This window comes from Pseudomonas putida (assembly GCF_028682635.1).
In the GTDB taxonomy this organism is placed as follows: domain Bacteria; phylum Pseudomonadota; class Gammaproteobacteria; order Pseudomonadales; family Pseudomonadaceae; genus Aquipseudomonas; species Aquipseudomonas putida_AE.
The window spans coordinates 347,479-374,154 of sequence record NZ_JANHLK010000003.1; the positions used below are offsets into that span (position 1 = coordinate 347,479).

Here is a 26,676-nt window from a genome sequence, read left to right on the forward strand (position 1 = left end):
ACTGGCCCATGATGTGCGCGTGTTCCCAGTAATCAACCATAGGCCAATTGTCCTCAAATCAGCGACATTTGGCGACCGGGCGGACAAAAGGCTTCGCAGTCCAGGTTGAAACCCTCCCGATGGTTGAGCCCCAGGCGCTTGATGGCCTTGGCAAAACGTTGGGCCAACAGATCGGCAAAGGGACCTTCACCGCGCATGCGGGCGCCGAAGCGACTGTCGTATAGCTCGCCGCCTCGGGTCTGGCGAATCAGGCTCAGGACATGCGCCGCCCGTTGCGGATAGTGGGCAGCCAGCCATTCTTCGAACAGCGGCGCGACTTCCAGGGGCAGGCGCAACATCATGTAGGCGGCGCTCTGTGCCCCGGCCGCATGGGCCTCTGTAAGCAGGTTTTCGATTTCGCTGTCGTTGATCATCGGAATCATCGGTGAACACAGCACGCCCACCGGAACCCCGGCTTCGCGCAACACCCGGATTGCCCGCAGCCGGGCCTTGGGCGCCGCAGCACGGGGTTCGAGGATGCGTTTGAGTTCGTCGTCCAGCGTGGTCAGGCTGATCATCACCGCCACCAGCCGTTGTCGGGCCAGTTCGGCCAACAGGTCCAGGTCGCGCAGAATCAACGAGCCTTTGGTCACGATTGTCACCGGATGACGGTAGCGCAGCAGCACTTCGAGGGTTTGGCGGGTGATCTTGTACTCACGCTCGATGGGCTGGTAAGGGTCGGTGTTGGACCCCAGGTTGATGGGGGCACACTGGTAGCCACGCCTGGAAAGCTGTTCCTCCAGTATGTCTGCAGCATTGGTCTTGGCGATCAGCTTCGTCTCGAAATCCAGGCCTGGCGACATGTCCCAATAGGCGTGACTGGGTCGCGCATAACAGTAGATGCACCCGTGCTCGCAGCCGCGATAAGGGTTGATCGATCGGTCGAAGGGCAGGTCCGGTGAGTTGTTGCGGGTGATGATGGTTTTCGCAGTCTCGATGGACACCTCGGTGCCTTGGGTCATCGGCGCTTCCTGAAACCAGCCGTCGTCCTCGGCCACCGAACGATGGGGGGCGAAGCGATTGTGCGGGTTGGTCGCGGTGCCGCGACCGCGAGGGGGCAAGGGCGTGTTCATGGGGATAGCTCGCATGCTGTATGTCTATACAGTATACGGCGAAGGCTTGAGTGACCAGTGCCGTTTGGCAGCTTCTCCCACGGCATTGCGCCGTGGGAGATGGCGCTTTCTACTCAGTGCTGTTCGTCAGGCTTTTTCTTCAGTTTCGGATTCGGAAAAAACTGCACCGCCTGAACCTTGGTGTCCGCAGGCTTGAGCGCGGATGTGTTGACCCGCGTGCCCAGTTCCTTGGGAACGGACAGACCTTGTTCATTCAGCGTATCGGAATAACCGCAGGCCACGCACTCGCGATGCGGTACATCGTCTTCACTCCACATCATCAATTTGTCCGGCTCGCTGCAGGCCGGGCAGACCGCGCCGGCGATAAAGCGTCGTTTGGTAATCACGGGACCCTCACTCATGCTGCCGCGCCCTCACTCAGGCCGCTGTGGCGCAAGAGTGCGTCAATCGAAGGCTCACGACCACGGAAGTCGACGAACAGCACCATTGGCTCCTGGGAACCGCCGCGCGCCAGGATGGCTTCACGGAACGCCCGGCCGGTATCGGCATTGAGCACACCTTCTTCCTCGAACTTCGAGAAAGCATCGGCCGAGAGCACTTCAGCCCATTTGTAGCTGTAGTAACCCGCCGCGTAACCGCCGGCGAAAATGTGCGCGAAGCTGTTAGGGAAACGGTTGTAGGCCGGAGGGCGCATCACTGACACCTCGTCGCGCACGCCTTCAAGCACTTGCAGCACGCTGCGACCGTCACCGTGGGTGGCGTGCAGTTCGAAGTCGAACAGCGAGAATTCCAGTTGGCGAACCATCATCAGGCCGGACTGGAAGTTTTTCGCCGCGAGCATTTTCTGCAGCAGGTCCTGGGGCAGTGGTTCACCGGTTTCGTAGTGACCGGAGATCAACGCCAGCCCCTCGGGCTCCCAGCACCAGTTTTCCATGAATTGGCTTGGCAGCTCGACCGCATCCCAGGCCACGCCGTTGATGCCGGACACGCCGGCATGTTCGACGCGGGTCAGCAAGTGATGCAGGCCATGACCGAACTCGTGGAACAGGGTGGTGACTTCATCGTGGGTCAGCAGGGCAGGCTTGCCGCTGTCGGCCGGCGTGAAGTTGCACACCAGGTTCGCCACCGGGCTCTGCAGCACGCCCTCGGCGGTGCGACGACGATCACGGGCACCGTCCATCCAGGCACCACCGCGTTTGTTGGCGCGGGCGTACAGGTCGAAGAAGAAGCGGCCGACGTGCTGGCCGTTTTCCTTGATTTCGAACAGGCGGACATCCGGGTGCCAGGAATCAAAACCTTTTTGCTCGGCGATCTCGATGCCGTACAGACGCTGAACGATGGCGAACAGCCCACTGAGCACCTTGTCGATCGGGAAGTAGGCGCGCAGGGCTTCCTGGGCAACGCTGTAACGCTGCTCGCGAAGTTTTTCGCCATAGAAACCGCTGTCCCAGCTTTGCAGGTCCGGGCAGCCCTGTTCGGCGGCGTAAGCCTTGAGCTGTTCCAGGTCCTGGGCGGCGAACGGTTTGCTGCGCTTGGCCAGGTCGCGCAGGAAACTCAGTACCTGATCGCTGGATTCAGCCATTTTGGTGGCCAGGCTCAGTTCCGAGAAACTGGCGAAACCCAGGAGTTTTGCCAGTTCCTGACGCAGGTCGAGGATTTCCTGCATGACCGGGCCGTTATCATTCTGGCCGGCATTCGGGCCCTGGTCCGACGCGCGGGTGCAGTAGGCGGCGTAGACTTCCTCGCGCAGGGCGCGGTCGTGGGCGTAGGTCATCACCGCGTAGTAGCTCGGGAATTCCAGGGTGATCAGCCAGCCATCGAGGTCCTTGGCTTGCGCGGCGGCGGCCATTTGCGCCTTGGCCGAATCGGTCAGGCCGGCGAGGGTGGACTCGTCGGTGATGTGCTTGGTCCAGGCCTGGGTAGCATCCAGCAGCTGGTTGGAGAAGCGGCTGCCCAGCTCCGACAGTTTGCTTTGCACCTGGGCGTAACGTTTCTGCTCGGCTTCCGGCAGGTCGATACCCGATAGACGGAAATCGCGCAGGGCGTGTTCCAGGATAGTTTTCTGCGCTACGTCGAAACCGCCTGCTTCCGGGCTGTTGGCCAGGGCCTCATAGGCCTGGAACAGTTCACGGTTCTGGCCCATTTCGGTGGAGTAGGCGCTCAACGCCGGCAGGCAAGCCTCGTAGGCTTCGCGCAGTTCGGCGCTGTTGCACACGGCATTCAAGTGGCTGACCGGACTCCAGGCCGCACCCAGGCGGTCGTTGAGCTCGTCCATTGCCAGCACCAGCCCGGCCCAGGTCGGTTGTTTGCCCTGGGTCTTGAGGATCTCGATAATGGCGGCGCGGTTGTCAGCCAGGATCTGTTCAATGGCCGGTTGCACGTGCTCGGCACGGATCGCGGAGAACGGCGGCAGGTCGTAGGACTGCAAAAGAGGGTTGTTCACGCTCACGGTTGGCACCTTGGCTGGAAGAAACATGCAGCCATCTTAATTACAATCGACGCTCACCGCAGCTATCAGCAACAGAGAGAAATCCTATCGTGAACCTTCGCAAGTACCAGAATCACTCGCCACTGCTCGGCAAGGGCGCTTTTGTCGACGGCTCGGCGGTGGTGATCGGCGATGTCGAGATCGGCGAAGACAGCTCCGTTTGGCCCCTTACGGTGATCCGCGGCGACATGCACCGCATCCGCATCGGTGCTCGCACCAGCGTGCAGGATGGCTGCGTACTGCACATCACCCATGCCGGGCCGTTCAACCCCGACGGTTTCCCGTTGTTGATCGGCGATGACGTGACCATCGCCCACAAAGTCATGCTGCATGGCTGCACCGTGGGCAGCCGGGTGTTGATCGGCATGGGCAGTATCGTCATGGACGGTGCGGTGGTCGCCGACGACGTCATCATCGGTGCCGGCAGCCTGGTACCTCCGGGTAAACGCCTGGACAGCGGTTTCCTGTATGTGGGCAGCCCGGTGAAACAGATCCGCCCGCTGACCGATAAGGAACAAGCCTTTTTCACCTACAGCGCGGCGAACTACGTGAAGCTCAAGGACCTGCATCTGGCCGAAGGCTACGACCGGATCTGAAACGTCTCGCTATTGCCCAGGAATTTTCATGCATTACCAAACCGTACTGTTCGACCTTGATGGCACCCTGACCGACCCGCGCGAAGGCATTACCCGTTCGATTCAGTTTGCCCTGGGCAAGCTGGGCATCGATGAGCCCGACCTGAGCAAGCTCGAGCACTTTATCGGTCCGCCCTTGTTACAGGCCTTCATGCAGTTCTATGACTTCGACGAGGCCAGGGCCTGGGAGGCGGTGAACTTCTATCGTGAACGCTTCAAGGTCACCGGGCTGTACGAAAATCGCGTATTCGACGGGGTCACGCCGTTGTTGGAAATGCTTGGCGGGCAAGGGCGACAGCTGTACATCGCGACCTCCAAGCCCTGGGTTTTCGCCCGGGAAATCGCTCGGCATTTCGACTTCGCCAGACACTTCAAGGTGATCTACGGCAGCGAACTGGACGGCACCCGGACTAACAAGGTCGAACTGATTGCCCATCTGGTGGCCGAGGAGGGCCTGGATCCGGCCAATACCCTGATGATTGGCGACCGCAAGCATGACCTGATCGGTGCGCGCAGCAATGGGCTGGATGTGGCGGCTGTTGGGTATGGGTTTGGCAGTCGGGAAGAGTTAAGCGCAGAAGCGCCGACCTATCATTTTGAAACGCTGGATGAGATGCATCAGGCGTTTTTGCAGCGTTGATCAGAACGCCTTCGCGGGCAAGCCCGCTCCCACAGGGTATTGCGTCGTCGACACAAATCACTGTGGGAGCGGGCTTGCCCGCGAAGAGGACCTCACTGCCACCGAAGATTCAGGATCCAGCCAACTCCTTCAACGCCGTCTTGCGCTCAACAACCGGCAACACACCCAACTTCTCGACCTGCGCATAAAACCTCACCCAATCCCCGCCCTCTTGCCTGAACAGCGCCGCAAACGCCGGCACCCACTGGTCATACAGGCCAAACGGCAGCAACCGCGCATTGTTCATCGGCGCATTGATCCACGCGTCATAACGTTTGTCCCCGGCCCATTGGCTGTCACGCAGCTGTCGGTATTCGCTGCGCAGGCGCTCGAATTCCGCTGCTTTTCGCTGGCGCATTTGCTCAGGCGGCAGCGGCTGGCTGTAGAGTTTTTCCAGCCGGGTGCGGGTATCCAGCACCAGCGCAATGAACTGGTCCCGTTGTTGCGACAGCAAGGTGCTGTCCGGCGGCAGGCCCCGAAACGCCCGCCATTGGCGGGTGCCTTCCTGCTCGACGAAGGTGGCGAATGACTCGTTGAACTCAGTGTCGTCCTTCACATAAACGCGCTGGTGCGCGAGCTCATGAAAGATCAGCGTGGCCAGGCGTTCATCGCCCCAGCCCATCATGGAGTTCATGATCGGGTCGTTGAACCAGCCCAAGGTCGAATAGGCCTCTACGCCACCGATGGACACGTCCATGCCTTGCAGGCGTTGCACTGCCGCCTCGCCGCGAGCCGCGCCCTGGCTGTAATAGCCGCGATAGGCCACGCAACCGGCGATGGGGAAGCAGTGGTTTTGCGGTTTCAGGGAAAATTCCGGGGTGACAAACACGTTCCAGACGACATAGGGGCGGCCAATGTCGGCATACAAGCGGTAACTCTGATTGTCCGGCAGGTGCAGTTGCTGGCTGGCGAAGGTCCGGGCCCTTTGTGATTGGGCCAGGTGCGTACGCAATTTCTGATCGCGCTGTGGATCGGCAATTACCCGGGCAACGGGCTCCCGTGCCCGCAGCAGTTGCAGCTGGCCACTCGCCAACTGACTGTAGTAGCTGATGCTGGAACAACCGTTGAGTAACAAAAACAACACACCCGGAAACAAAATGCGTAAAACGCGATCAAGTAACCCATGGCTTCGACGCGGCCTGATCAAAATAAAAAATCCCTGGAGAGTCTGCTCGCAAGACTATCCCGCTTGACTGGAGCTCCGCTATGCGCAAGTTGATGCTGACGGGAGGCCTGCTGACGCTGGCCGGTTGTGCCGGATTCGGCTTACCTCACCATGATCCGACGCAAGCCTGGATCGATCTGGAATCCCATCAGGAAGACTCGGCCCTGGTGGCGCTGGAGGTGGACAACAAAGCAGCCACCGACAAGCGCTATTTCGAGGTTCAACCCGGCAGCCATGAGCTGACCGTTCGTTACCAGTTCCCGGTCCAGCCCACCAATATCGGCCCCAATGCGGAACCTCTGTGGCGTGACTGCCAGATGAATGTGAAATTCAGCGACTTCAATGCGGGCGAGCGCTACCAGCTGCAAGCGGGGAATATCGGCTTCCGGCCATGGGCCAAGCTTTATGATCAGCAGCGAAAAGTGATTGGACAGGGCACACCGGCTGGCTGCCAACGGACCTGATCGGCGCTATTCTGAGTATCCCGACATTGGGACATTCATCATGCGCAGGATGATGCTGTTACTCGCCGCAAGTGCAGTGGCCGGCTGTTTGTCGCCGATGCCGGCGGCCAATCCCAATATGGCGTGGGTCGACTTCTCTACGCCATTCCCCAACGATAAATTGCTGATGGGCGAGCGATTGGATAACCAGCGCTTGCGCGACGGACGATTTTTCCAGGTCACTCCCGGTAGCCATGTGCTCACCGTGCGCTTCGATTTCGAGGTGCCAGGCGGAGGCTCGGACTTGTTCGGCGGCTCCACCGAGCGGCTGTGCTACATGATCATCAAATACGATCATTTCGAAGCCGGTCAGCGATATCTGCTGCAAGCCCGCTCCATGGCGTTCACCCCTGAAGCGCGCCTCTATAACGCCAAGCGCGAGATCGTCGCCGAAGACAGCCAGGTCAACTGTGTGCCGTAGGAGCGGTCAGCGGTCATTCTTCTGGTAGATGATTTTTTTGGTGCCGCCGTCGCACGAGCCAACGACCATGTTCTGATCGTGCACTTCGTCATTGGTAATGATTTCCAGGGTATAGGACGCCACCCCGCTGGCCTGGATCTTGGCTTCGATTTCGGCCTTGAGTTCTTCACAAGGTTTAGGTGCCGCCAGGGCCGAAGTGGCCAGGGCGCAACAGATAACCACCAAGGCAAAACGTTTCATGGTTGAAGCTCCTTCAGGCAGCGCGCACAGGTCATGCGTTTTTGCTGCTGTCATTTATTCGACCACAGTTTTGCCCGGCAAATCTTACATAACGCAAAAAAGATCGCAGCCTTCGGCAGCTCCTACAGGGCTGCGATCTTTTGGATTCAACTGACTAAAGTCGCATCCAGGCTGATTTTCGCGTTCAGCACCTTGGATACCGGGCATCCCTCCTTGGCCTTGTTGCTCAACTCATCGAATTGCGCCTGGCTCGCGCCGGGGATTTTTGCCTTGAGAATCAATTTCACCGCCGTGATTGCAAAACCACCCTCTACCTGATCCAGGGTCACTTCGGCGTTGGTGTCGATGCTGTCGGCCTTGAGGCCGGCATCGCCGAGAATCATGGAAAACGCCATTGAAAAACAGCCCGCGTGGGCGGCGCCGATCAGCTCTTCCGGGTTGGTGCCCTTGCCGCCTTCAAAGCGGGCCTTGAAGCCATACGGCGCGTCCCTGAGCACACCGGTTTCGGTGGAAATCGAGCCGATGCCGGTTTTCAGATCGCCTTCCCAGTGGGCCGATGCTTTCTTTGTGATAGCCATGCCTGTCTCCTCAAGATCCGGCGCGAAGCGTCGCGCCGTTGTGGTTTCGTTCGCTAGGGTTCTGAGGATAGACCGGGCAGCAAAGTTCAGCGCATCTGATCGCAGCGTCATTTTGTCAGTAAATTTCTCTGTGCTATTGAAACTCGGGTATATGCCCTCATTGCATGAAACACGCTTATGGATTCGGCAGGTTTTCGTTTGTATCAAGAAACCTGCGCCCTCAATTGGAGAAGCAGGTTCATGAAACGACTGTCCGATATCAAGTTTTCGACCCTCGACCTGGTGCCCGTTCGGGAGAACGGCAGCGCCGCGCAATCGTTGCGCAACTCGCTGGACCTGGCGCAACACGTCGAGAAATTCGGCTATAACCGCTTTTGGGTCGCCGAACACCACAACATGGACGGCATTGCCAGTTCCGCGACCTCCGTGCTGCTCGGCTATCTGGCCGGTGGTACCTCGACCATTCGTGTCGGTTCTGGCGGGATAATGCTGCCCAACCACGCGCCACTGGTGATCGCCGAACAATTCGGCACGCTGGAAAGCCTGTATCCGGGGCGCATTGACCTGGGGCTGGGCCGTGCGCCTGGTTCCGACCAGATGACTGCCCGCGCACTGCGCCGCGAGCGCTCCGGCAGTGCCGACGACTTCCCGGAAGACGTGGCCGAACTGGTGCGTTATCTCGGCCCACGCACACCGGACCAGCGCATCATCGCGATGCCGGGCACCGGCACCAATGTTCCGATCTGGCTGCTGGGCTCAAGCCTGTTCAGTGCGCAGCTGGCAGGCGAACGCGGTTTGCCCTATGCCTTCGCCTCGCATTTCGCTCCGCGCTTCATGCATGAGGCTATTCGTGTCTACCGCAATCATTTCAAACCTTCGGCCGTGCTGGACAAGCCTTACGTGATGCTTGGCGTGCCGCTGGTGGCCGCCGACACGGATGAACAGGCCGACTATCTGGCGACCTCGGTGTTCCAGCGCATTCTCGCCCTGATGCGTGGCCAGAGCCTGGTGCAACGTCCGCCGGTGAAAACCATGGACGGGCTATGGCTGCCTCATGAGAAGGAAGCCGTCAGTGATTTCCTGGGGCTGGCGATGATCGGCAGCCCGCAAAAAATCCGCGCCAGGCTGGAAGTCCTGATCGAGCAGACCCAAGCCGACGAGCTGATTTTCACCTGCGACCTGTACGAACACGCGGACCGTCTGCATTCCTATGAGCTGCTGGCGCAGGTCATGAAGGGCTAAGCAAGCTAACCGCAAAAAGCCGACGCGATGGCGTCGGCTTTTTGCTAGCAATTGGTTGGGGCCACCGTTTGTCGGGGCTATCGCTTGTAGACTATTTCCTTGCTGCCCTTTTCGCAGGTGCCGACGATTTTTCCGCCAGACGCATTGCCTTTATCGACAATTTCCAGCGAATAACCGGAAACGCCCTTGGCATCGAGCTTTGCCGCGATCTCGGCTTTCAATTCTTCGCAGGACTTGCCGCCTTCAGCGAAGGCAGTACCCGCCAGGCTCAACAAGCCTACCGCCAAAATAAACTTCTTCATCGGTCGCATTCTCTGGTCGGATCAAAAAAAGGCATCCAGCCATTGGCCGGAAACGCATCTAGCGCATTGCCATTCCCTATGGCACTCGGCCAGCGCGCAAGTTCAGAAGACTAGACCAACCTCAACTGCTGGCAATCCGGAACCCGACCTTGAGCGTCACCTGGAAGTGCGCAGCCTTGCCGTCCTTGATGTGTCCGCGGGTTTCGGTCACTTCAAACCATTCCAAGTGCTTGATACTTTTGTTGGCCTCGGCCAAGGCGTTGTTGATCGCGTCTTCGATACTGCTGGTGGATGAGCCGACGAGTTCGACTTTCTTATAGGTGTGATGGTCAGTCATGGCGTTCTCCTTAGGGTGTGAATTACAGCCTAGCAGTGATTTTCCGTCTTACTGCCTTCGGTCGGTGCGACATGGATGCTCACATTTACTGCACTTTCTCGAGTCCCTGAAGTCCCAACCAACACACGCCACTCATCAACAATGCAGGAGAGCCACCATGGCCAACAGCTCGTTACGTAAAGCCTCATTGCAAAGCATGGAAGCGGAGATCGAGAGTCTGCTCAAATCCTTGGAAAGCCTGAAGGACGACGCCTCGGACGAGTCGCGTAAAACCCTCAAGGTGTTGAAAGGCAATGCGGAGAACGCTCTGAGGCATTCGCGCCATCTGCTCACCGATGCCTATGAAGAGGTCAAGGTCAAAACCCGTGAGACCGGCATTGCCACTCGGGACTACGCGCAGGAGCACCCTTGGACGACCGCCGGGGTTGCTGTCGGTGCGCTGGGCCTGCTGGCGGCCTACCTGCTGTTTAAACGCGGGGAATGATCGGTCTGGCGCAGCTCATTCTTGAGCCATTGCGCCAGTTGCCTGGCGCGCCCGTCCGCGGCGCGCTTGGGTAACCACAAGGCCAGGTGAGCGGGGGTTTCACAAAATCCCCATGGGGCAACCAGGCGACCCGCCTTCAAATCCTCGGCCACCAACGGCTCGGGGGCGATAGCCACGCCCAGCCCGGCCACGGCTGCTTCCAGCAAATAATACAGATGTTCGAACCCCTGACCGTACTTCAACGCCTTGGCGTCGAGGTCGCTTTGCTGCGCCCAACTGGGCCAGGCTTGCGGACGCGAAGTGGTGTGCAGCAACGATTCAGTGAGCAGCGCCTGGGCCGGCGCCGTTTGCAGGCGCTCATATCCGGCGAACCGAGGGCTCATGACCGGGCCGATCCGTTCGCTGGCCAGTTCGAAGACCTGCATGTCCGCGGGCCAGGGTGGCTCGGCAAACACCAGCAGGGCGTCCAACCCCGGGCGACGGGGATCGAGATCGCCTTCACCGGCTGACAGGTGCAGGCGCAGGTCGGGCAGGTCGGCGTTCAGCCGTCCTAGACGCGGTATGAACCAGCGCGCCAGCAGGCTTCCCGAGCAGCCGAGGACGAACGGCGCATCCGCGGTGCTTTGCGTGAGTTCGGCGCACACGCTGCGCAAGCGCTCGAACGCTTCGCCGCTGGCGTCACGCAAACGCATGCCGGCATCTGTGAGTTTCAGGCCGCGCCCATCCTTGATGAACAGACTCACGCCGAGGTGTTCTTCAAGCACTTTCAACTGCCGGCTGACCGCACCATGGGTGACGTGCAGCTGTTCGGCAGCCTGACTGACGCTGTTCAGGCGGGCCGTGGCTTCAAAGGCGCGCAGGGCGTTCAACGGTGGGAGGTCGTGGCTCATTTGATCTGTGAGTTTTCCTGACAGGTTGCAGCGATCTTATCGGTTTTCAGCCCGGGGCGTCAGGGGGTAGAGTGGTGCCCATTGTATTCCTACGCAATTCAACTGGAGCGCCCCATGACCCAGACTAATCTGCGCAACGGCCCTGACGCCAACGGCCTGTTTGGCGCGTTCGGTGGCCGTTATGTTGCCGAAACCCTGATGCCGTTGATCCTCGACCTGGCCCGTGAATACGAATCGGCCAAGGAAGATCCTGCCTTCAAGGAAGAACTTGCCTACTTCCAGCGCGATTACGTCGGTCGTCCAAGCCCGCTTTATTTCGCCGAGCGCCTGACCGAATTCTGTGGCGGCGCAAAGATCTATCTCAAGCGTGAAGAGCTCAACCACACCGGCGCGCACAAGATCAACAACTGCATCGGCCAGATCCTGCTGGCGCGGCGCATGGGCAAGAAACGCATCATCGCCGAAACCGGCGCCGGCATGCACGGCGTGGCGACGGCCACCGTGGCCGCGCGTTTCGGCCTGGACTGCGTGATCTACATGGGCACCACCGACATCGAACGCCAGCAGGCCAACGTGTTCCGCATGAAGCTGCTGGGCGCCGAAGTGATCCCGGTCGTGGCCGGTACCGGCACCCTGAAGGATGCGATGAACGAAGCCCTGCGCGACTGGGTGACCAACGTCGACAGCACCTTCTACCTGATCGGCACCGTGGCCGGTCCGCACCCTTACCCGGCGATGGTTCGCGACTTCCAGGCCGTGATCGGCAAGGAAACCCGTGACCAGCTGCAAGCCCAGGAAGGCCGCCTGCCCGACAGCCTGGTGGCGTGCATCGGTGGTGGTTCCAACGCCATGGGCCTGTTCCACCCGTTCCTGGACGACAAGAGCGTCGAGATCATCGGCGTGGAAGCGGCCGGCTACGGCATCGAGACCGGCAAGCACGCGGCCAGCCTGAACGGCGGCGTACCGGGTGTACTGCACGGCAACCGCACCTTCCTGTTGCAGGATGACGATGGCCAGATCATCGACGCCCACTCGATCTCCGCTGGCCTCGACTACCCGGGCATCGGCCCGGAACACGCCTGGTTGCATGACATCGGCCGTGTCCAGTACACCTCGGTGACCGACGACGAAGCACTCGCGGCCTTCCACCAGTGCTGCCGCCTGGAAGGAATCATTCCTGCTCTGGAAAGCGCCCATGCCCTGGCTGAAGTGTTCAAGCGCGCGCCGACCCTGCCCAAGGATCACCTGATGGTGGTCAACCTGTCTGGCCGTGGCGACAAGGACATGCAGACCGTGATGCACCACATGGAACACTCTCAACAAGAGCCATCCAAGCAGGAGAAACACTGATGAGCCGCCTGCAAACGCGTTTTGCCGAACTCAAGGAACAGAATCGCGCCGCTTTGGTGACTTTCGTTACCGCGGGCGACCCGGGCTATGACACCTCCCTGGCGATCCTCAAGGGCCTGCCAGCGGCGGGCGCCGACGTGATCGAGCTGGGCATGCCCTTCACCGATCCGATGGCTGACGGTCCGGCGATCCAGCTGGCCAACATCCGTGCCCTGGAGGCCAAGCAGAACCTGGCGAAAACCCTGGAAATGGTGCGTGAGTTCCGCAAGGACAACAACGAAACGCCCCTGGTGCTGATGGGCTACTTCAACCCGATCCACAAATACGGCGTGCCGCGGTTCATTGCCGAGGCGAAAGAAGCGGGTGTCGACGGCTTGATCGTGGTCGACATGCCACCCGAGCATAACGGTGAACTGTGCGACCCGGCCCAGGCCGCGGGCATCGATTTCATCCGCCTGACCACACCGACCACCGATGATGTGCGTCTGCCAACCGTCCTCAACGGCAGCTCCGGGTTTGTGTACTACGTGTCGGTGGCCGGTGTGACCGGTGCGGGCGCGGCAACCCTGGAGCACGTCGAAGAAGCAGTGGCGCGTCTGCGTCGCCATACCGACCTGCCGATCAGCATCGGTTTCGGCATCCGCACGCCGGAGCAGGCGGCGAACATCGCGCGTCTGGCCGATGGCGTGGTCGTGGGTTCGGCGTTGATCGATCAGATCGCCAATGCCACGACTGCGGAGCAAGCGGTCGATGGCGTTTTGAGCCTGTGCTCGGCGTTGGCCGATGGCGTGCGTAAGGCCCGTGTCAGCTGAAGGTAAAGTTCCTGATACAGAGGAATTAGAGCCTCCCAACACAGACTAACCAGCAAGACCGAGGGCTTCAGGACCATGTTCTGAAGCCCTTTTTGCTGCAGGTGTTCTGAGGAAAGACCCAATGAAAATGCCGAAACGTCTGATTGCCAGCCTGGGTGTGCTGATGCTCAGTGCGACCCCATTGCTGCACGCCAGCGCCGATCAGCGCGACGATCATGACCACGGCGGCCCGCAACAGGGCCATTACGATAACCGTGACAATGACCATCGTGGCGGGCAGGACAATCATCGCGGTGGGCCGCCTCCTCGGGACTTTGCCCCGGTGCGTCAGACGATTCATGACCAGCGCGAGTATTTCGTCCGTGGTGCGCCGTTGCCACCAGGCATTCATCTGGAGCGTGGTCGGCCGCTGCCCCGTGGTTATTACGGCGAACGCCTGGATAACAGGGCGTTGGAGCGACTGCCGTATTACCCGGGTTACGAATGGCGTCGTGCGGGCGGGGATGTTGTGCTGATTGCTGCGGGTACGGGGATTGTCTACGAGGTGTTGCAGGGCGTTTTGTATTGATGGGGCCAGCGTGAAAAGATCGCAGCCTTCGGCAGCTCCTACAGGAGGCTGCGATCTTTGCTTTTATGACCTCATGGCAACTCCAATCCACCCGATGCCTTGTGCAACTTGCGCAAATGTTCGCCAATCTGTCTCACGTTGGCTTCATTGGCTGCCATTTCCGCTGCACGATCTGGATCGAGGAGCGCCCTGACTTCCTTGTCCAGATCCCCGGTCAATACCTGAAGCTGCTTCTGCCGCAGGCTGGTTTCCGATTCCAGGCGTTGCCATTCAGCAGGTTGCGGCAGGCCATAGCCGCCGCTGCCGAGCAGTTCCGCCGGGCGACTGAGGAAACCGCTGTTGTCGAGAATTTGCCTCAGAGTCGCGTTGGCTTTGTCCATTCCGCCGTTTTTCAGCTCACGGGCTCCCAGATACCGTTGCTTTACCTCGTCCTGGGCCAGGAGCAACTGCTGGCGATAGCTTGCCTGCTCCAGCAGGAGCAATGCCGCGCTGGTACGCAAGTCTGCCTGATCGAACCATTGGCGGCGCTCTGCTGCAGTCAGGGACAACCAGTCTTCGACCTTTTCCTGTTTGATCGGCAGGCGCTTTCTCAACACCTCGAACATCGCTTGATAGCGATCGCGGAAAGAGTCGAAGCGATAACCCAGGCGAAGGGCTTCACGCGGGTCGTCCAGCACGCTGGTATCCGCCAGCCCGCGGCCCTTCAACACTTCCAGCAAGCCATTGGGCATGATGTTGTCCAGGGCAACCAGTTTTGAGTTGTTGGTGCCACCACGCAGCAGCTTCAGCTCTTCCACGGCGCAGTTGTTCGACAGGAAGAAGTAGTTGCCGTCGTAACTCCAGTGCATCTCGGCGGCACGCTCCACCACGTTTTCAATCTCGTCACGCGACAGGTTCAGTGGCACGGAGGCGAGGCTGCGCAACTCGGTCTTGGTGTATTCGTCGATCACCTGGGCCAGTGGCAACACGAACAGGCGGGACGGGTATTTACCCACCAGGCCATCCCAACTCGATAGCTGCACGTCGCCCACGAACGCGCGGTAGGACAGTACCAGGTGCTGGTCCAGGTCCAGGCGGCAATCCGGCCCGCGGGGTCTGCCCGGGGCGCAGATCACCAGGCGCAACATGCTGTGGCCCCAACGGCTGACCCAGTTCTGGTTGGCCTCTGCCAGCAAGTAGTCGACGGCGTAGACCCGCTCCGGATCGACCTGGCCCAGGGGGGTCTTGGCGAAGTCATTGCCGGCGTTGAGGAATGCGAAGGTCCTGGCGCAATCGCCTTTGGCGGCGGGAGCCCAGCCGAAGTGCTCCTCGTAGTAGCGGTACAGCGCCGGGCGACGACAGGCGTAGCTCGGGTCGAGGAGGAAATACTCCATGTTGACCGCGACGAATTCCTTCGGGCTGCTGATCTCGTAGATGTCCGGGCTGCGGGCGATCTGGCGGTTGTGCTGTTCGCGCTCGCCACGCCGGCCAACGTATTGCTGCCAACCGGCGAGGTCGAGCAGGCGCGGGTCATCGCTGAGCGTGAAGCGCCGGCCCGATTGACCACGGCATTGGTCGGGAATGCCCACCAGCCCCGAGCTGCTCTCCTGGCGGGTGCAGCGTTGAATCAACGTGCGTTCCGACGTAGGCCACAAGCGCGAGCGGTCATAAATGTGAGTCAGCTCGTGCAACACCGTGGCCAGCAGTTCCCGGCGCACAGTGCCATGGGGGCGATTGGTTTTTTTGCTCGCCGCACTGCCGTCGGTGAGGCTGGCCAGCAGTTTGCGATTCAGGTCGAGTTCGGATACCGGCGACGCCTGGCCATAGGCATCGCTGCGCATGTCATCGGTCCAGCCGACGTCGATGCGCCGGTCGAGTTGCTCGATGAACCGCGGCGGCAATGCCTGCATGGCTTCATTAAGCAACGCCTGGCTGGCCTGTTGTTGCGCGGGGCTCAGGCCTTCGGTCTTGAGGTGCAGTTCGAGGTCGGCGTGGGCCGTGCTGCCAAACAGCAGCACGACCCCGGCCAACAGCAAGGCAACTGGAGACCTCACAGTGCGAGGATGGCTTCGGCGAGATCCTGGTCACTGGCATCGCGGGCTTCCGGAACGCGAGTGCGCAACAAATTGAGAGCGGATTCCAGGTGCGCGCCACGAATATCGCCGTTGCTGGCGACGAAGCTCGCAGCATCGTCCTGGGCTTCGCGGACGATTTTCGAGTCGCGGATCGACGTCGTCGTGTCGGAAGTGAAGTCCAGTGTGCGCTGGGTGGCACGAATGAGGATGTTGCTGGTGGCAACCAGGGTTTGGGCCTGGGCCACATCAGCCAACAACAGCAGGCCAAGGGTGGCAACAATCAGCGGGTTACGCATGGAACGACTCCGGAGGAACTTGGGATAACTATTGGACGAGAATTGCCTGTGCCAGTTCAAGGTCGCTGGCATGAAGTTTTGGCTGGGCGTGGCGCAGGTAAGACAAGGCCGATTCCAGTCGTACGCCTCTCATTTGACCATCACTGGCGACGAATGCCGCGGCATCATCCCGGGCGGCGAGCAACAGTTTATGGTCGAAGGGGGCAGAGGTCACCAGGCTTGAGGCATAACTGCTGGCCACAATGCCCTGGGTAGACAGGTTGAACGCATCGAAGGCATGGGCCGCCCCCGAGTAGCTGGCTGCAAGAAATACTGGGGTTATCAACAGATTTGAAAGAAAACGCATGAGACTCGACAGTTGAAAGTGAGTCCCAAGGCTAGCGCAAGGCCCGGGCTAGAGCCAGCGCGGAAACATTGGGACACGGCATGCGTGTCCCACATCAAGGCAAACGCTTAGATGGTCAGGATGGCCTGGGCCAATTGTGCGTCTGTTGCGTTCAGCTGTGGAGCCTGATGGCGAATGTGATCGAGTGCGCTTTCCAGTTTTACCCCACGGATGCTGCCTTCGCTGGCGACGAAGCTGGCAGCGTCGTCACGGGCCGCGAGCACGATCTTGTCATCCTTGAACGAAGACGTGATGTCGGAAGTCGCGTCGGAGGTGGCTTTGAGTGCACCGACGACGGCATCGGTCGTCACGATGAAGCTGGTGGCGTGGGCATTGGCCGCCACGGCAAGCAGGGCTGCAGCGCTGAGCAGACGAAGACGGGACATGGTGTAACTCCTTTGGATGTGACGATAAAGAGGTGGTGCAGTGTCTGATGATCAGACGCCAGACACTCGGGGGGCGCCACGTTCTGGCTTGATATTAGGCCTGAGCAGGACGTTTCGAACAGCCTATAAGAGAAAAGGTTGCTGGAAATCAGTTTGAACGGATGAAAAACCGTTTGCTCAACTGTAGCGGTGTAATCGATAAATGAGAAAACTGTACTGGTTATGCGTTAACAGCCGGTGAAACGACAAAACCCGTCGTGGTTTCCCACGACGGGCTTTGCTTGTTCAATTCGGGTTGCTGGCGGTGGACCCTGAGGTCAGAGCCAGCGACGCTAACTTAGCGCCAGAACGGCTTGCTCAGCTCTTCGTAGCGTTGTGCTTCGCTAATCCCGGCGTCAGCCAGCAGACGCGAATCCAGGCGAGCCAGCTGGTGGCGGCTGGAGATGCGGCGCTGCCACAGCATCAGGTTGGCGATAACGCGCAGAGGCATGGAAGCCTGGGTTTTTGCAGCGGTGTCTTCGAAGAACAGTTCGGAACTGAGTGTACGTTCCATGGTTTACATCCTTCCGCTTATGGCGGGATTAGGTAGTGGCTTGACTGGTGCCCATGATCCTCTCGTTTGCCTAGTCTCTGTAGATACAGTTCATCTGTATTGTGAGAGCTCAGTTAACTGTTTATAGGGGGTGTACTGGTCGAAAATGAGGCAACTGTACCTGTCTGCTCTATTGTGGTGCAATTTTGGTGATTTGAGGGGGTGGTGTAGGAAAATTCGGTAGGAAATGACCGGTACAGCAGTACAGTTTTTGTCGGGATTCTGCTCGGCAACGGCAAGCTGACGAAACTGTGTTTGCGTCAGCTGCCATCTGTATCAATTACACGGCGATCATTCTTCCGGTTTCTTCCAGGTTCATGTGCCAGCTCAGTGCATCACGCAGGATATGCGGCGTGTGCCCGCCGATTGCGCAGGCCGCCGTGAAGTAGTCGTTCAGGGCCTGGCGGTAACCCGGGTGTACGCAGTTGTCGATGATGACGCGCGCCCGCTCCCGGGGTGCCAGGCCACGCAGGTCCGCCAGGCCGACCTCGGTGACGAGGATGTCGACATCATGTTCCGTGTGGTCAACGTGGCTGACCATCGGAACCACGCTGGAAATCGCCCCGCCCTTGGCGATCGACTTGGTCACGAAGATGGCCAGGTGGGCGTTGCGCGCGAAGTCGCCCGAGCCGCCAATGCCGTTCATCATCCGCGTGCCGCAGACGTGGGTGGAGTTGACGTTGCCATAGATATCGAACTCAAGGGCGGTGTTGATGCCAATGATGCCGAGGCGACGGACCACTTCAGGGTGGTTGGAAATTTCCTGGGGGCGCAGGACCAGTTTGTCCTTGTAGCGCTCCAGGTTGCCGAACACGTCAGCGTTGCGCCGGCTCGACAAGGTGATCGAACTGCCGGATGCAAAGCTCAGCTTGCCGGCATCGATCAGGTCGAACGTCGAGTCCTGCAGGACCTCGGAGTACATGGTCAGGTCTTCGAACGGCGAATCGATCAGGCCGCACATCACCGAGTTGGCGATGGTGCCGATACCGGCTTGCAACGGGCCGAGCTTGTTGGTCATGCGCCCGGCGCTGACTTCCTGCTTGAAGAAGTCGATCAGGTGATCGGCGATGGCCTGGGTATCCACATCCGGTGGCAGCACGGTGGACGGTGAGTCGGACTGGTTGGTGACCACGATCGCGACGATCTTTTCCGGTGGAATCGGGATGGCGCTGCTGCCAATGCGATCGTCGACCTTGACCAGGGGAATCGGCGTACGAGTCGGACGATAGGTCGGGATATAGATGTCGTGCAGGCCTTCGAGGTTCGCGTTGTGCGCCAGGTTGATCTCGACGATGACGTGCTTGGCGAAAATCGCGAAACTGGCCGAGTTGCCCACGGACGTAGTCGGCACGATATGGCCTTGCTCGGTAATGGCCACGGCTTCGATCACCGCGATGTCCGGCAGCTTCAGTTGCTGATTGCGCAGTTGCTCGACGGTTTCCGAGAGGTGCTGGTCGATGAACATCACCTCGCCGGCGTTGATCGCCTTGCGCAGGGTGCTGTCCACCTGGAACGGCATGCGTCGCGACAATACGCCGGCCTCGGTGAGTTGTTTGTCGAGGTCGTTGCCCAGGCTGGCGCCGGTCATCAGGCTGATCTTCAGCGGAGTGACCTTGGCCCGTTCGGCCAATGCGTGGGGTACGGCCTTGGCTTCGCCGGCGCGGGTGAAGCCGCTCATGCCGACGGTCATGCCGTCCTCAATCAGAGCGGCAGCCTCGGCGGCGCTCATCACTTTATCCAACAACGAAGGCAGGCGAATACGGTCACGGTACATGAATTGTTATCTCGGGCAACGGGTAGCAGGATGTCCAGTCTAGAGAATTTGTTGATGCCCTGTCCCGCTACCAAGGTCGCAAACGAGGCGTCTATTTCGGCACTTCCAGACAAAACACCGTTACCGTTTCGGTAACAAAGCGGCCCTTTTCCCGACGATTAACGCAAACAAAAACGCCCCGACGAGTCGGGGCGTTGTGGTATTGCCAAGCGGTCTTACTCGACGGCTTTAACCATGTCTTCGATGACTTTCTTGGCGTCGCCGAACACCATCATGGTCTTGTCCAGGTAGAACAGTTCGTTGTCCAGGCCGGCGTAGCCGCTGGCCATCGAGCGCTTGTTGACGATGATGGTCTTGGCCTTGAACGCTTCGAGGATCGGCATGCCGGCAATCGGCGATTTCGGATCGTTCTTCGCGGCAGGGTTGACCACGTCGTTGGCACCCAGCACCAGCACCACGTCGGCCTGGCCGAACTCGGAGTTGATGTCGTCCATCTCGAACACCTGGTCGTAAGGCACTTCGGCCTCGGCCAGCAGGACGTTCATGTGGCCGGGCATACGACCGGCGACCGGGTGGATCGCGTACTTCACGGTCACGCCGCGATGGGTCAGCTTCTCGGTCAGTTCCTTCAGTGCGTGCTGTGCCCGTGCTACCGCCAGGCCGTAACCCGGAACGATGATCACGGTGTCGGCGTTGGTCAGCAGGAAGGTCGCGTCGTCAGCCGAACCGGATTTCACCGGACGGGCTTCCTTGGCGCCTGCAGGACCTGCCTCGGCGGTATTGCCGAAGCCGCCAAGCAGTACGTTGAAGAAGGAGCGGTTCATCGCCTTGCACATGATGTACGAGAGGATCGCACCGGACGAGCCCACCAGGGAGCCTGCAATGATCAGCATCGAGTTGTTCAGCGAGAAGCCGATGCCTGCCGCCGCCCAGCCGGAGTAGCTGTTGAGCATGGATACGACCACTGGCATGTCCGCGCCACCGATCGGGATGATGATCAGCACACCCATGATGAAGGCCAGGGCCAGCATCAAGGCGAAGGCGCTGAGGTCTCCCGTCAACATGAAGGTGATGCCCAGGCCGAGTGTCGCCACGCCCAGCAGGAGGTTCAGCTTGTGTTGGCCGGTGAACTGTACGGGTGCGCCCTGGAACAGGCGGAACTTGTACTTGCCCGACAGCTTGCCGAAGGCGATTACCGAACCGGAGAAAGTGATCGCACCAATGGCGGCACCGAGGAACAGCTCCAGGCGGTTACCGGCCGGGATCGCGTCACCCAGCTGCGCAACGATACCCAGCGACTGCGGCTCGACTACCGCCGCAATGGCGATGAACACCGCTGCCAGGCCGATCATGCTGTGCATGAAGGCGACCAGCTCGGGCATCTTGGTCATTTCAACGCGTTTGGCCATGATCGTACCGACAGTGCCGCCGATCAGCAGGCCGACGATCACGTAGACGATGCCGTCATGGGCCAGCTCAGCACCGAGCTTGTAGATCAGGCCGACCGTGGTGAGGATCGCCAGGCCCATGCCGAGCATGCCGAACAGGTTGCCGCGACGCGAGGTGGTGGGGTGCGAGAGTCCCTTGAGCGCCTGGATGAAGCAGACCGAGGCGATCAAATACAGGGAAGTAACCAGGTTCATGCTCATGCTTGCTGCACCTCAGCCTTGATTGCTTCGGCCTTGGCTGCCGGAGCCTTTGCTGGAGCCGCTTTCTTCTTGAACATTTCCAGCATGCGCCGGGTGACCAGGAAGCCACCGAACACGTTGACCGCGGCCAGGGCCACGGCCAGGGTGCCCATGGTCTTGCCCAGCGGGGTCACGGTGAGGGCGGCAGCGAGCATGGCGCCGACGATGACGATGGCCGAGATCGCGTTGGTCACGGCCATCAGTGGGGTGTGCAGTGCAGGCGTCACGTTCCAGACCACGTGGTAGCCGACATAGATGGCCAGCACGAAGATGATCAGGTTGTAGATACCGTGAGAGATCAGCATGTCTTCCATTGTTTTTATCCTCAGCCGTTCTTGCGCACGATCTGGCCGTCGCGGCACATCAGGCACGCGGCGACGATATCGTCTTCAAGGTTGATCACCAGTTGTCCTTCTTTATCGAACAACAGTTTCATGAAGTCCAGCAGGTTGCGTGCATACAGGGCCGAGGCATCGGCGCCTACGGCGGCAGCCAGGTTGGTCGGGCCAACGATGGTCACGCCGTTTTCGACGACCACCTGATCGGCCACGGTCAAAGGGCAGTTGCCACCCTGGGCTGCGGCGAGGTCGATGACCACCGAGCCGGGTTTCATCTGCGCCACGGTTTCCGCGCTGAGTAGTGTCGGTGCCTTGCGACCCGGAATCAGTGCCGTGGTGATGACGATGTCAGCCTGCTTGGCGCGCTCGTGCACGGCCACGGCCTGACGCTGCATCCAGCTGGCCGGCATCGGGCGGGCGTAACCGCCGACACCGACGGCGCATTCACGCTCTTCATCGGTCTCGTAAGGCACGTCGACGAACTTGGCGCCCAGGGATTCGATCTGCTCCTTCACCGCAGGACGCACGTCGGACGCTTCGATCACCGCGCCCAGGCGCTTGGCCGTGGCAATGGCCTGCAATCCGGCAACACCGGCGCCGAGAATCAGCACCCGCGCCGCTTTCACGGTGCCCGCAGCGGTCATCAGCATCGGCATGAAGCGCGGATAATGATGAGCGGCCAGCAACACGGCTTTATAGCCGGCGATGTTGGCTTGCGAGGACAACACATCCAGGCTCTGGGCGCGGGAGGTGCGAGGTGCGGCCTCCAGGGCAAAGGCGGTAATGCCGCACTCGGCCATCTTGGCGATGGTTTCGTTGTTGAACGGATTGAGCATCCCCACCACAACGGTGCCGCTCTTTATCAGCGCAAGCTCGCTGTCGCTGGGGGCGACGACCTTCAAAATCAGCTCTGCACCAAATGCCTCACTGGCGCTGCCAATGGTTGCGCCGGCAGCTTCATAGGCACTGTCGACAACGCTGGCATTGACGCCGGCGCCGCTTTGTACAGTGACCTTGTGACCCTGGCCGATCAGCTTCTTGATGGTTTCGGGGGTTGCAGCAACCCGTGTTTCACCGGTCTGGGTTTCGAGAGGAACACCAATGTGCACGTCAAATCTCCTGCGTGATCTTATTGAGTAAACCCATGCACTACGGATGGTGCGGCTGGGGCGGCCGATCAGCACGACCCCGCTAAATTCAGGCGGGGCGCGGCATTTTGCAGGCGAACTTTGTGCCCTTCAAGGGATTATGACGGGTGACGGAAAATTAACTACAAGTCACCCCGTGACCGAATGTCGCAACCAAACGGCTCAATCCCGTCTAGGCCGTGCCTTTCGTGGATTCTGGGGCCAATCCAACAAATTACACATCGGCCATATGAATGATGCGATATGGTGATGAAATAGTGGCGCAAAGCCGCGTCGTCAGGCGCTTGTGGCACGTTTGTACTGCTTGGTTTTACAGTTTTCCTCCATGCGACAAATACTTATATCTGTAGGGTTTTAATTTTTCTGACTACGAGGTCAGATAATTGCCAGGGGGCCTTATCCTTCAAGGCTGTAGCCATGGGCCTGAGTTACCAGCCAGTCCCGAAAAGCCCTTAAAGACGCCGATTCGACCTTTCTCTCCGGAATCATCAGGTAATAGGCCTTGATACTGGAGAGTGCCTGGGGGTTGGCGATCACCAGGCGCGCCTCGGCCAGTTCGCGCTGAATCAGGAATGGCGGGATCAGCGCAATCCCCATGTCGTGCATCGCGGCCTGGGCCAGCATGGAGAATAGCTCGTAGCGCGGCCCTGTCATGTCCCGCGGCACATTCAGGTGCTGAGAGGCGAACCATTGGCGCCAGGCATAGGGGCGGGTGGTCTGTTGCAGTAGGGGCAGGTCGGCGATTTCGGCGGGTGTCAGGACATTCTTGTTGCCCAGCAGGGTAGGGCTGCACACGGGCATCGGGTTTTCACCCATCAACCTGTGGGATTCAGTACCCGACCAATCCGCATCACCGAAATAGATCGCGGCGTCGAAATCGGTGTCGGCAAACAGGAATGGGCGCGTGCGGTTGGTCAGGTTGACCGTCACTTCCGGATGTTTCTGCTGAAAGTCCTTGAGCCTGGGCAGCAGCCACTGGGTGCCGAAGGTCGGAACCACGGCCAGTTCGATTACGTTGGCGCCCTGCTGGCCCATCACGGACAAGGTGTCGCGCTCGACCGCATCGAGTTGAGTGGCCACCCGGCGACTGTAGGAAAGGCCCGCCTCCGTCAGCTTGACCCCGCGCCGGGAGCGTCGGAACAGTTCCACGCTGAGGAACTCCTCGAGGCTGGCGATCTGTCGGCAAATGGCCCCTTGGGTCAGCGAAAGCTCCTGGGCGGCCTTGGTGAAGCTTTCATGGCGTGCGGCCGCCTCGAAGCTGATCAGGGCCGTTGTGCTGGGTATTTTCCTGCGCATGTACGTCAACCTCACTAATACATCGCCTTGAAAGGGATTTGCGACGTTTCGGAGTGAGAAATTAGCACAACAGTATGCGAAATCCTCGTTTGCCCAAGCGTCGAACCCGGCCTAGGATCACTGCACGTTATTTGACCCTGTTTCGAGAGGACACACTCATGGCCGGTAAAGCTAGCTTCAACTGGATCGATCCCCTGCTGCTGGATCAACAGCTCACCGAAGAAGAACGCATGATCCGCGACACCGCTGCGCAGTTCGCCCAGCAGAGTCTCGCGCCGCGCGTGCTCGAAGCTTTCCGCCATGAAAAGACCGACCCGGCGATCTTCCGCGAAATGGGTGAAGTGGGCCTGTTGGGCGCAACCATCCCGGAACAGTACGGCGGCAGTGGCCTGAACTACGTCAGCTACGGCCTGATCGCCCGTGAAGTCGAGCGTGTCGACTCCGGCTATCGCTCGATGATGAGCGTGCAATCCTCGTTGGTAATGGTGCCTATCAATGAGTTCGGTACCGAGGCGCAGAAACAGAAATACCTGCCAAAACTGGCGTCGGGCGAGTGGATCGGTTGCTTCGGCCTGACCGAGCCTAACCATGGCTCCGATCCAGGTGCGATGATCACCCGTGCTCGCAAAGTGGAAGGCGGCTACAGCCTGACCGGCAGCAAGATGTGGATCACCAACAGCCCGATCGCCGATGTGTTCGTGGTCTGGGGCAAGGACGATGCCGGCGACATCCGTGGCTTCGTGCTGGAAAAGGGCTGGAAAGGCCTGAGCGCCCCTGCGATTCACGGCAAGGTTGGCCTGCGTGCTTCGATCACCGGTGAAATCGTCATGGACAACGTGTTCGTTCCGGAAGAAAACATCTTCCCTGACGTCCGTGGTCTGAAGGGCCCTTTCACCTGCCTGAACTCGGCCCGTTACGGCATCTCCTGGGGCGCACTGGGTGCCGCCGAGTTCTGCTGGCACACCGCCCGTCAATACACCCTGGACCGCCAGCAGTTCGGTCGCCCATTGGCCGCCACCCAGTTGATCCAGAAGAAACTGGCCGACATGCAGACCGAAATTACCCTGGCGCTGCAAGGCTGCCTGCGCCTGGGTCGCATGAAGGACGAAGGTACTGCGGCGGTTGAAATTACCTCGATGATGAAGCGCAACTCCTGCGGCAAGTCCCTGGATATCGCGCGCATGGCCCGCGACATGCTGGGCGGCAACGGTATCTCGGACGAGTTCGGGGTTGCCCGCCATCTGGTCAACCTGGAAGTGGTGAATACCTATGAGGGTACGCATGACGTCCACGCCCTGATCCTCGGTCGCGCGCAGACCGGCATCCAGGCGTTCTATTAATAGGAGAACGTTATGGGCGCGCTTTCGCATCTACGGGTACTGGATTTATCGCGGGTGCTGGCCGGGCCGTGGTCCGGGCAGATCCTCGCCGACCTTGGCGCCGAAGTGATCAAGGTCGAGCGTCCGGGCAATGGCGATGACACGCGCGCCTGGGGCCCGCCGTTCCTCAAGGACGCCTATGGCGAAAATACCAGCGAGGCCGCCTATTACCTGTCGGCCAACCGCAACAAGCAATCGGTCACCATAGACTTCACGCGCCCTGAGGGACAGAAGCTGGTGCGTGAGCTGGCGGCCAGGTCGGACATCCTGATCGAGAATTTCAAGGTCGGCGGCCTGGCGGCCTACGGTCTGGACTATGAGTCGCTGAAGGCGATCAATCCTGAACTGATTTATTGCTCGATTACCGGTTTTGGGCAAACCGGTCCTTACGCCAAGCGTGCGGGTTATGACTTCATGATCCAGGGCCTGGGTGGCCTGATGAGCCTGACGGGTCGACCTGAAGGCGAAGAGGGAGCCGGGCCGGTCAAGGTTGGCGTGGCGCTGACGGATATTCTCACCGGACTCTATTCCACGGTTGCCATTTTGGCGGCGCTTGCGCATCGAGACCACGATGGTGGCGGGCAGCATATCGATATGGCGTTGCTGGATGTCCAGGTCGCGTGCCTGGCCAACCAGGCGATGAATTACCTGACAACGGGCAATGCGCCAAAGCGTCTGGGTAATGCTCATCCGAACATCGTGCCTTACCAGGACTTTCCTACGGCAGATGGCGATTTCATCCTGACTGTCGGCAACGATGGGCAGTTTCGCAAATTTGCCGAAGTGGCGGGGCAGCCCCAGTGGGCCGATGATCCGCGTTTTGCGACCAACAAGCTGCGGGTGGCAAACCGGGCGGTGCTGATTCCCCTGATCCGCCAGGCTACGGTGTTCAAGACGACCGCTGAGTGGGTTGCTCAGTTGGAACAGGCCGGTGTGCCGTGCGGCCCTATCAATGATCTGGCGCAGATGTTTGAAGACCCTCAGGTCAAGGCGCGCGGGTTGGCGATCGAGTTGCCTCACGCCCTGGCTGGCATGGTGCCGCAGGTGGCCAGTCCGATTCGGTTGTCCGAGACGCCGGTGGAGTACCGGTATGCGCCACCTTTGCTGGGCGAGCATACGCTGGAGGTTCTGCAGCGGGTGCTTGGCCTGGAGGCTGGAGCCGTGTCTGCTTTGAAGGCTTCGGGCGTTCTCTGATGGCGCTTTTCTATATAGAGGAGCGTTTGTCTTTCTGGATAGGGTTCAATCAGGGCGTTTTGGCGCCTCCTGCAAGTTATTGATAGAACGCCGGAATCAATGCTTGACGGCAGATTCTGGAAGCCTATAATTCGCCCCACTTCCGGCGCAGTCGAAACGGAAAACTCCTTGGTAAACAATGAGTTACGCAGTTTTGACAGCAGGTTGCTTCAGTTCATCGAAGCCAGCAGGAAGTTGAAAAAGGGGTGTTGACAGCAGCGCGTAACGCTGTAGAATTCGCCTCCCGCTGATGAGAGATCTGAAGCGCAAGTGGTTGAAGTTGTTAAGGATTCCTTGAAAA

30 protein-coding genes are annotated in these 26,676 nt (G+C 59.8%); 11 read left to right on the forward strand and 19 right to left on the reverse strand.

Annotation, left to right across the window (positions count from 1 at the left end):
• Positions 1-53 precede the first annotated feature (53 nt).
• The 3 genes from NPS56_RS05885 to prlC all read right to left on the reverse strand — a co-directional run bounded on the left by NPS56_RS05885 (position 54) and on the right by prlC (position 3,561).
• On the reverse strand, positions 54-1,112 hold the full coding sequence (locus NPS56_RS05885; RefSeq protein ID WP_274073845.1) for a PA0069 family radical SAM protein: 1,059 nt from the start codon (positions 1,110-1,112) through the stop codon (positions 54-56).
• Between the two features lie 113 nt (positions 1,113-1,225).
• The gene (locus NPS56_RS05890) at positions 1,226-1,513 is read right to left on the reverse strand and encodes a YheV family putative zinc ribbon protein (protein ID WP_046818691.1); all 288 of its coding nucleotides are present in this window, start codon (positions 1,511-1,513) and stop codon (positions 1,226-1,228) included.
• Entirely contained in the window at positions 1,510-3,561 is a 2,052-nt protein-coding gene (gene prlC / locus NPS56_RS05895) for an oligopeptidase A (protein WP_274073846.1), read from the reverse strand. Before prlC ends, NPS56_RS05890 begins: the two co-directional genes overlap by 4 nt.
• An 89-nt stretch (positions 3,562-3,650) precedes the next feature.
• Here prlC and NPS56_RS05900 point away from each other — a divergent pair, with 89 nt between their 5' ends.
• Both NPS56_RS05900 and NPS56_RS05905 read left to right on the forward strand, forming a co-directional pair.
• Positions 3,651-4,196 carry a gamma carbonic anhydrase family protein gene (locus NPS56_RS05900; protein ID WP_274073847.1) on the forward strand — a complete coding sequence of 182 codons (546 nt, stop codon included), beginning with the start codon at positions 3,651-3,653 and terminating at the stop codon, positions 4,194-4,196.
• Between the two features lie 28 nt (positions 4,197-4,224).
• The gene (locus tag NPS56_RS05905; RefSeq protein WP_274073848.1) at positions 4,225-4,875 is read left to right on the forward strand and encodes an HAD family hydrolase; all 651 of its coding nucleotides are present in this window, start codon (positions 4,225-4,227) and stop codon (positions 4,873-4,875) included.
• Between the two features lie 109 nt (positions 4,876-4,984).
• Here NPS56_RS05905 and NPS56_RS05910 read toward each other — a convergent pair whose 3' ends face one another.
• On the reverse strand, positions 4,985-6,061 hold the full coding sequence (locus NPS56_RS05910; RefSeq protein WP_274073849.1) for an aminopeptidase: 1,077 nt from the start codon (positions 6,059-6,061) through the stop codon (positions 4,985-4,987).
• Between the two features lie 59 nt (positions 6,062-6,120).
• On the opposite strand from NPS56_RS05910, the gene NPS56_RS05915 reads away from it, so the two are divergent.
• Together NPS56_RS05915 and NPS56_RS05920 are read left to right on the forward strand one after the other, a co-directional pair.
• Positions 6,121-6,543, forward strand: coding sequence for a hypothetical protein (locus NPS56_RS05915; protein ID WP_274073850.1), 423 nt, complete (start codon positions 6,121-6,123; stop codon positions 6,541-6,543).
• A 40-nt stretch (positions 6,544-6,583) separates the two neighbouring features.
• Complete coding sequence (locus NPS56_RS05920; RefSeq protein WP_274073851.1) at positions 6,584-7,003, forward strand: hypothetical protein; 420 nt, start codon at positions 6,584-6,586, stop codon at positions 7,001-7,003.
• Between the two features lie 6 nt (positions 7,004-7,009).
• On the opposite strand, the gene NPS56_RS05925 is transcribed toward NPS56_RS05920, so the two are convergent.
• Together NPS56_RS05925 and NPS56_RS05930 are read right to left on the reverse strand one after the other, a co-directional pair.
• Positions 7,010-7,243, reverse strand: a complete 234-nt coding sequence (locus NPS56_RS05925; protein WP_274073852.1) for a DUF1161 domain-containing protein — start codon at positions 7,241-7,243, stop codon at positions 7,010-7,012.
• Positions 7,244-7,389: 146 nt separating this feature from the next.
• Positions 7,390-7,821 (reverse strand): OsmC family protein, encoded by a 432-nt coding sequence (locus tag NPS56_RS05930; RefSeq protein WP_274073853.1) that lies wholly within the window; start codon positions 7,819-7,821, stop codon positions 7,390-7,392.
• Positions 7,822-8,061: 240 nt separating this feature from the next.
• Between NPS56_RS05930 and NPS56_RS05935 the strand changes: the two genes are divergently transcribed.
• The gene (locus NPS56_RS05935) at positions 8,062-9,063 is read left to right on the forward strand and encodes an LLM class flavin-dependent oxidoreductase (RefSeq protein ID WP_274073854.1); all 1,002 of its coding nucleotides are present in this window, start codon (positions 8,062-8,064) and stop codon (positions 9,061-9,063) included.
• Between the two features lie 77 nt (positions 9,064-9,140).
• Here NPS56_RS05935 and NPS56_RS05940 read toward each other — a convergent pair whose 3' ends face one another.
• The gene (locus NPS56_RS05940; RefSeq protein ID WP_274073855.1) at positions 9,141-9,365 is read right to left on the reverse strand and encodes a DUF1161 domain-containing protein; all 225 of its coding nucleotides are present in this window, start codon (positions 9,363-9,365) and stop codon (positions 9,141-9,143) included.
• A 121-nt stretch (positions 9,366-9,486) separates the two neighbouring features.
• Positions 9,487-9,702, reverse strand: coding sequence for a dodecin (locus NPS56_RS05945; RefSeq protein WP_010465710.1), 216 nt, complete (start codon positions 9,700-9,702; stop codon positions 9,487-9,489).
• A 157-nt stretch (positions 9,703-9,859) separates the two neighbouring features.
• Here NPS56_RS05945 and NPS56_RS05950 point away from each other — a divergent pair, with 157 nt between their 5' ends.
• Positions 9,860-10,186, forward strand: a complete 327-nt coding sequence (locus NPS56_RS05950) for a DUF883 family protein (protein ID WP_077185133.1) — start codon at positions 9,860-9,862, stop codon at positions 10,184-10,186.
• Here NPS56_RS05950 and NPS56_RS05955 read toward each other — a convergent pair.
• A complete protein-coding gene (locus tag NPS56_RS05955; protein WP_274073856.1) occupies positions 10,159-11,076 on the reverse strand; it encodes a LysR family transcriptional regulator in 918 nt (305 codons plus the stop codon). The two genes, NPS56_RS05950 and NPS56_RS05955, sit on opposite strands and share 28 nt — an antisense overlap.
• A gap of 114 nt (positions 11,077-11,190) precedes the next feature.
• Here NPS56_RS05955 and trpB point away from each other — a divergent pair, with 114 nt between their 5' ends.
• The 3 genes from trpB to NPS56_RS05970 all read left to right on the forward strand — a co-directional run bounded on the left by trpB (position 11,191) and on the right by NPS56_RS05970 (position 13,806).
• Positions 11,191-12,426, forward strand: coding sequence for a tryptophan synthase subunit beta (gene trpB, locus NPS56_RS05960; protein ID WP_274073857.1), 1,236 nt, complete (start codon positions 11,191-11,193; stop codon positions 12,424-12,426).
• Positions 12,426-13,238: a tryptophan synthase subunit alpha gene (gene trpA, locus NPS56_RS05965; protein ID WP_274073858.1), complete on the forward strand. Its 813-nt coding sequence runs from the start codon at positions 12,426-12,428 to the stop codon at positions 13,236-13,238. The genes trpB and trpA overlap by 1 nt, the downstream gene beginning before the upstream one ends.
• A 121-nt stretch (positions 13,239-13,359) precedes the next feature.
• A complete protein-coding gene (locus tag NPS56_RS05970; RefSeq protein ID WP_274073859.1) occupies positions 13,360-13,806 on the forward strand; it encodes an anti-virulence regulator CigR family protein in 447 nt (148 codons plus the stop codon).
• 71 nt (positions 13,807-13,877) lie between these two features.
• On the opposite strand, the gene NPS56_RS05975 is transcribed toward NPS56_RS05970, so the two are convergent.
• The 10 genes from NPS56_RS05975 to NPS56_RS06020 form a co-directional block, all read right to left on the reverse strand.
• Positions 13,878-15,839, reverse strand: coding sequence for a DUF4105 domain-containing protein (locus NPS56_RS05975; protein WP_274073860.1), 1,962 nt, complete (start codon positions 15,837-15,839; stop codon positions 13,878-13,880).
• Positions 15,836-16,156 (reverse strand): DUF2388 domain-containing protein, encoded by a 321-nt coding sequence (locus NPS56_RS05980; protein ID WP_020798084.1) that lies wholly within the window; start codon positions 16,154-16,156, stop codon positions 15,836-15,838. The genes NPS56_RS05975 and NPS56_RS05980 overlap by 4 nt, the downstream gene beginning before the upstream one ends.
• A gap of 28 nt (positions 16,157-16,184) precedes the next feature.
• Entirely contained in the window at positions 16,185-16,502 is a 318-nt protein-coding gene (locus NPS56_RS05985) for a DUF2388 domain-containing protein (RefSeq protein ID WP_274073861.1), read from the reverse strand.
• A gap of 107 nt (positions 16,503-16,609) precedes the next feature.
• Complete coding sequence (locus NPS56_RS05990) at positions 16,610-16,927, reverse strand: DUF2388 domain-containing protein (protein WP_274073862.1); 318 nt, start codon at positions 16,925-16,927, stop codon at positions 16,610-16,612.
• A gap of 337 nt (positions 16,928-17,264) precedes the next feature.
• Positions 17,265-17,480 carry a DUF1127 domain-containing protein gene (locus NPS56_RS05995; protein WP_007902752.1) on the reverse strand — a complete coding sequence of 72 codons (216 nt, stop codon included), beginning with the start codon at positions 17,478-17,480 and terminating at the stop codon, positions 17,265-17,267.
• Between the two features lie 319 nt (positions 17,481-17,799).
• Complete coding sequence (locus tag NPS56_RS06000) at positions 17,800-19,293, reverse strand: acetyl-CoA hydrolase/transferase family protein (protein WP_274073863.1); 1,494 nt, start codon at positions 19,291-19,293, stop codon at positions 17,800-17,802.
• Positions 19,294-19,508: 215 nt separating this feature from the next.
• Positions 19,509-20,942, reverse strand: a complete 1,434-nt coding sequence (locus NPS56_RS06005) for an NAD(P)(+) transhydrogenase (Re/Si-specific) subunit beta (protein ID WP_274073864.1) — start codon at positions 20,940-20,942, stop codon at positions 19,509-19,511.
• The gene (locus tag NPS56_RS06010; protein ID WP_008064823.1) at positions 20,939-21,295 is read right to left on the reverse strand and encodes an NAD(P) transhydrogenase subunit alpha; all 357 of its coding nucleotides are present in this window, start codon (positions 21,293-21,295) and stop codon (positions 20,939-20,941) included. The genes NPS56_RS06005 and NPS56_RS06010 overlap by 4 nt, the downstream gene beginning before the upstream one ends.
• A gap of 11 nt (positions 21,296-21,306) precedes the next feature.
• Positions 21,307-22,428, reverse strand: a complete 1,122-nt coding sequence (locus NPS56_RS06015; protein WP_046818713.1) for a Re/Si-specific NAD(P)(+) transhydrogenase subunit alpha — start codon at positions 22,426-22,428, stop codon at positions 21,307-21,309.
• Between the two features lie 435 nt (positions 22,429-22,863).
• The gene (locus NPS56_RS06020) at positions 22,864-23,763 is read right to left on the reverse strand and encodes a LysR family transcriptional regulator (protein WP_274073865.1); all 900 of its coding nucleotides are present in this window, start codon (positions 23,761-23,763) and stop codon (positions 22,864-22,866) included.
• 158 nt (positions 23,764-23,921) lie between these two features.
• Between NPS56_RS06020 and NPS56_RS06025 the strand changes: the two genes are divergently transcribed.
• On the forward strand, positions 23,922-25,103 hold the full coding sequence (locus tag NPS56_RS06025) for an acyl-CoA dehydrogenase (protein WP_008064832.1): 1,182 nt from the start codon (positions 23,922-23,924) through the stop codon (positions 25,101-25,103).
• A 12-nt stretch (positions 25,104-25,115) separates the two neighbouring features.
• Complete coding sequence (locus tag NPS56_RS06030) at positions 25,116-26,336, forward strand: CaiB/BaiF CoA transferase family protein (RefSeq protein ID WP_274073866.1); 1,221 nt, start codon at positions 25,116-25,118, stop codon at positions 26,334-26,336.
• Positions 26,337-26,676: the final 340 nt, after the last annotated feature.

Excerpts from the sequence above, each read along its gene's own strand:
- NPS56_RS05885 (WP_274073845.1), bottom strand. The coding sequence starts at position 1,112 with ATGAACACGCCCTTGCCCCCTCGCGGTCGCGGCACCGCGACCAACCCG.
- NPS56_RS05940 (WP_274073855.1), bottom strand. The coding sequence starts at position 9,365 with ATGAAGAAGTTTATTTTGGCGGTAGGCTTGTTGAGCCTGGCGGGTACT.
- NPS56_RS06005 (WP_274073864.1), bottom strand. The coding sequence starts at position 20,942 with ATGAGCATGAACCTGGTTACTTCCCTGTATTTGATCGCCTCGGTCTGC.
- NPS56_RS06000 (WP_274073863.1), bottom strand. The coding sequence starts at position 19,293 with ATGTACCGTGACCGTATTCGCCTGCCTTCGTTGTTGGATAAAGTGATG.
- NPS56_RS06030 (WP_274073866.1), top strand. The coding sequence starts at position 25,116 with ATGGGCGCGCTTTCGCATCTACGGGTACTGGATTTATCGCGGGTGCTG.
- NPS56_RS05995 (WP_007902752.1), bottom strand. The coding sequence starts at position 17,480 with ATGGAACGTACACTCAGTTCCGAACTGTTCTTCGAAGACACCGCTGCA.
- NPS56_RS05970 (WP_274073859.1), top strand. The coding sequence starts at position 13,360 with ATGAAAATGCCGAAACGTCTGATTGCCAGCCTGGGTGTGCTGATGCTC.
- NPS56_RS05905 (WP_274073848.1), top strand. The coding sequence starts at position 4,225 with ATGCATTACCAAACCGTACTGTTCGACCTTGATGGCACCCTGACCGAC.
- NPS56_RS05925 (WP_274073852.1), bottom strand. The coding sequence starts at position 7,243 with ATGAAACGTTTTGCCTTGGTGGTTATCTGTTGCGCCCTGGCCACTTCG.
- NPS56_RS05955 (WP_274073856.1), bottom strand. The coding sequence starts at position 11,076 with ATGAGCCACGACCTCCCACCGTTGAACGCCCTGCGCGCCTTTGAAGCC.
- NPS56_RS05890 (WP_046818691.1), bottom strand. The coding sequence starts at position 1,513 with ATGAGTGAGGGTCCCGTGATTACCAAACGACGCTTTATCGCCGGCGCG.
- NPS56_RS06020 (WP_274073865.1), bottom strand. The coding sequence starts at position 23,763 with ATGCGCAGGAAAATACCCAGCACAACGGCCCTGATCAGCTTCGAGGCG.
- NPS56_RS05980 (WP_020798084.1), bottom strand. The coding sequence starts at position 16,156 with ATGCGTAACCCGCTGATTGTTGCCACCCTTGGCCTGCTGTTGTTGGCT.
- trpB (WP_274073857.1), top strand. The coding sequence starts at position 11,191 with ATGACCCAGACTAATCTGCGCAACGGCCCTGACGCCAACGGCCTGTTT.
- NPS56_RS06010 (WP_008064823.1), bottom strand. The coding sequence starts at position 21,295 with ATGGAAGACATGCTGATCTCTCACGGTATCTACAACCTGATCATCTTC.
- NPS56_RS05935 (WP_274073854.1), top strand. The coding sequence starts at position 8,062 with ATGAAACGACTGTCCGATATCAAGTTTTCGACCCTCGACCTGGTGCCC.
- NPS56_RS05920 (WP_274073851.1), top strand. The coding sequence starts at position 6,584 with ATGCGCAGGATGATGCTGTTACTCGCCGCAAGTGCAGTGGCCGGCTGT.
- NPS56_RS05930 (WP_274073853.1), bottom strand. The coding sequence starts at position 7,821 with ATGGCTATCACAAAGAAAGCATCGGCCCACTGGGAAGGCGATCTGAAA.
- NPS56_RS06025 (WP_008064832.1), top strand. The coding sequence starts at position 23,922 with ATGGCCGGTAAAGCTAGCTTCAACTGGATCGATCCCCTGCTGCTGGAT.
- NPS56_RS05945 (WP_010465710.1), bottom strand. The coding sequence starts at position 9,702 with ATGACTGACCATCACACCTATAAGAAAGTCGAACTCGTCGGCTCATCC.
- NPS56_RS05915 (WP_274073850.1), top strand. The coding sequence starts at position 6,121 with ATGCGCAAGTTGATGCTGACGGGAGGCCTGCTGACGCTGGCCGGTTGT.
- NPS56_RS05990 (WP_274073862.1), bottom strand. The coding sequence starts at position 16,927 with ATGTCCCGTCTTCGTCTGCTCAGCGCTGCAGCCCTGCTTGCCGTGGCG.
- NPS56_RS05985 (WP_274073861.1), bottom strand. The coding sequence starts at position 16,502 with ATGCGTTTTCTTTCAAATCTGTTGATAACCCCAGTATTTCTTGCAGCC.
- NPS56_RS05950 (WP_077185133.1), top strand. The coding sequence starts at position 9,860 with ATGGCCAACAGCTCGTTACGTAAAGCCTCATTGCAAAGCATGGAAGCG.
- trpA (WP_274073858.1), top strand. The coding sequence starts at position 12,426 with ATGAGCCGCCTGCAAACGCGTTTTGCCGAACTCAAGGAACAGAATCGC.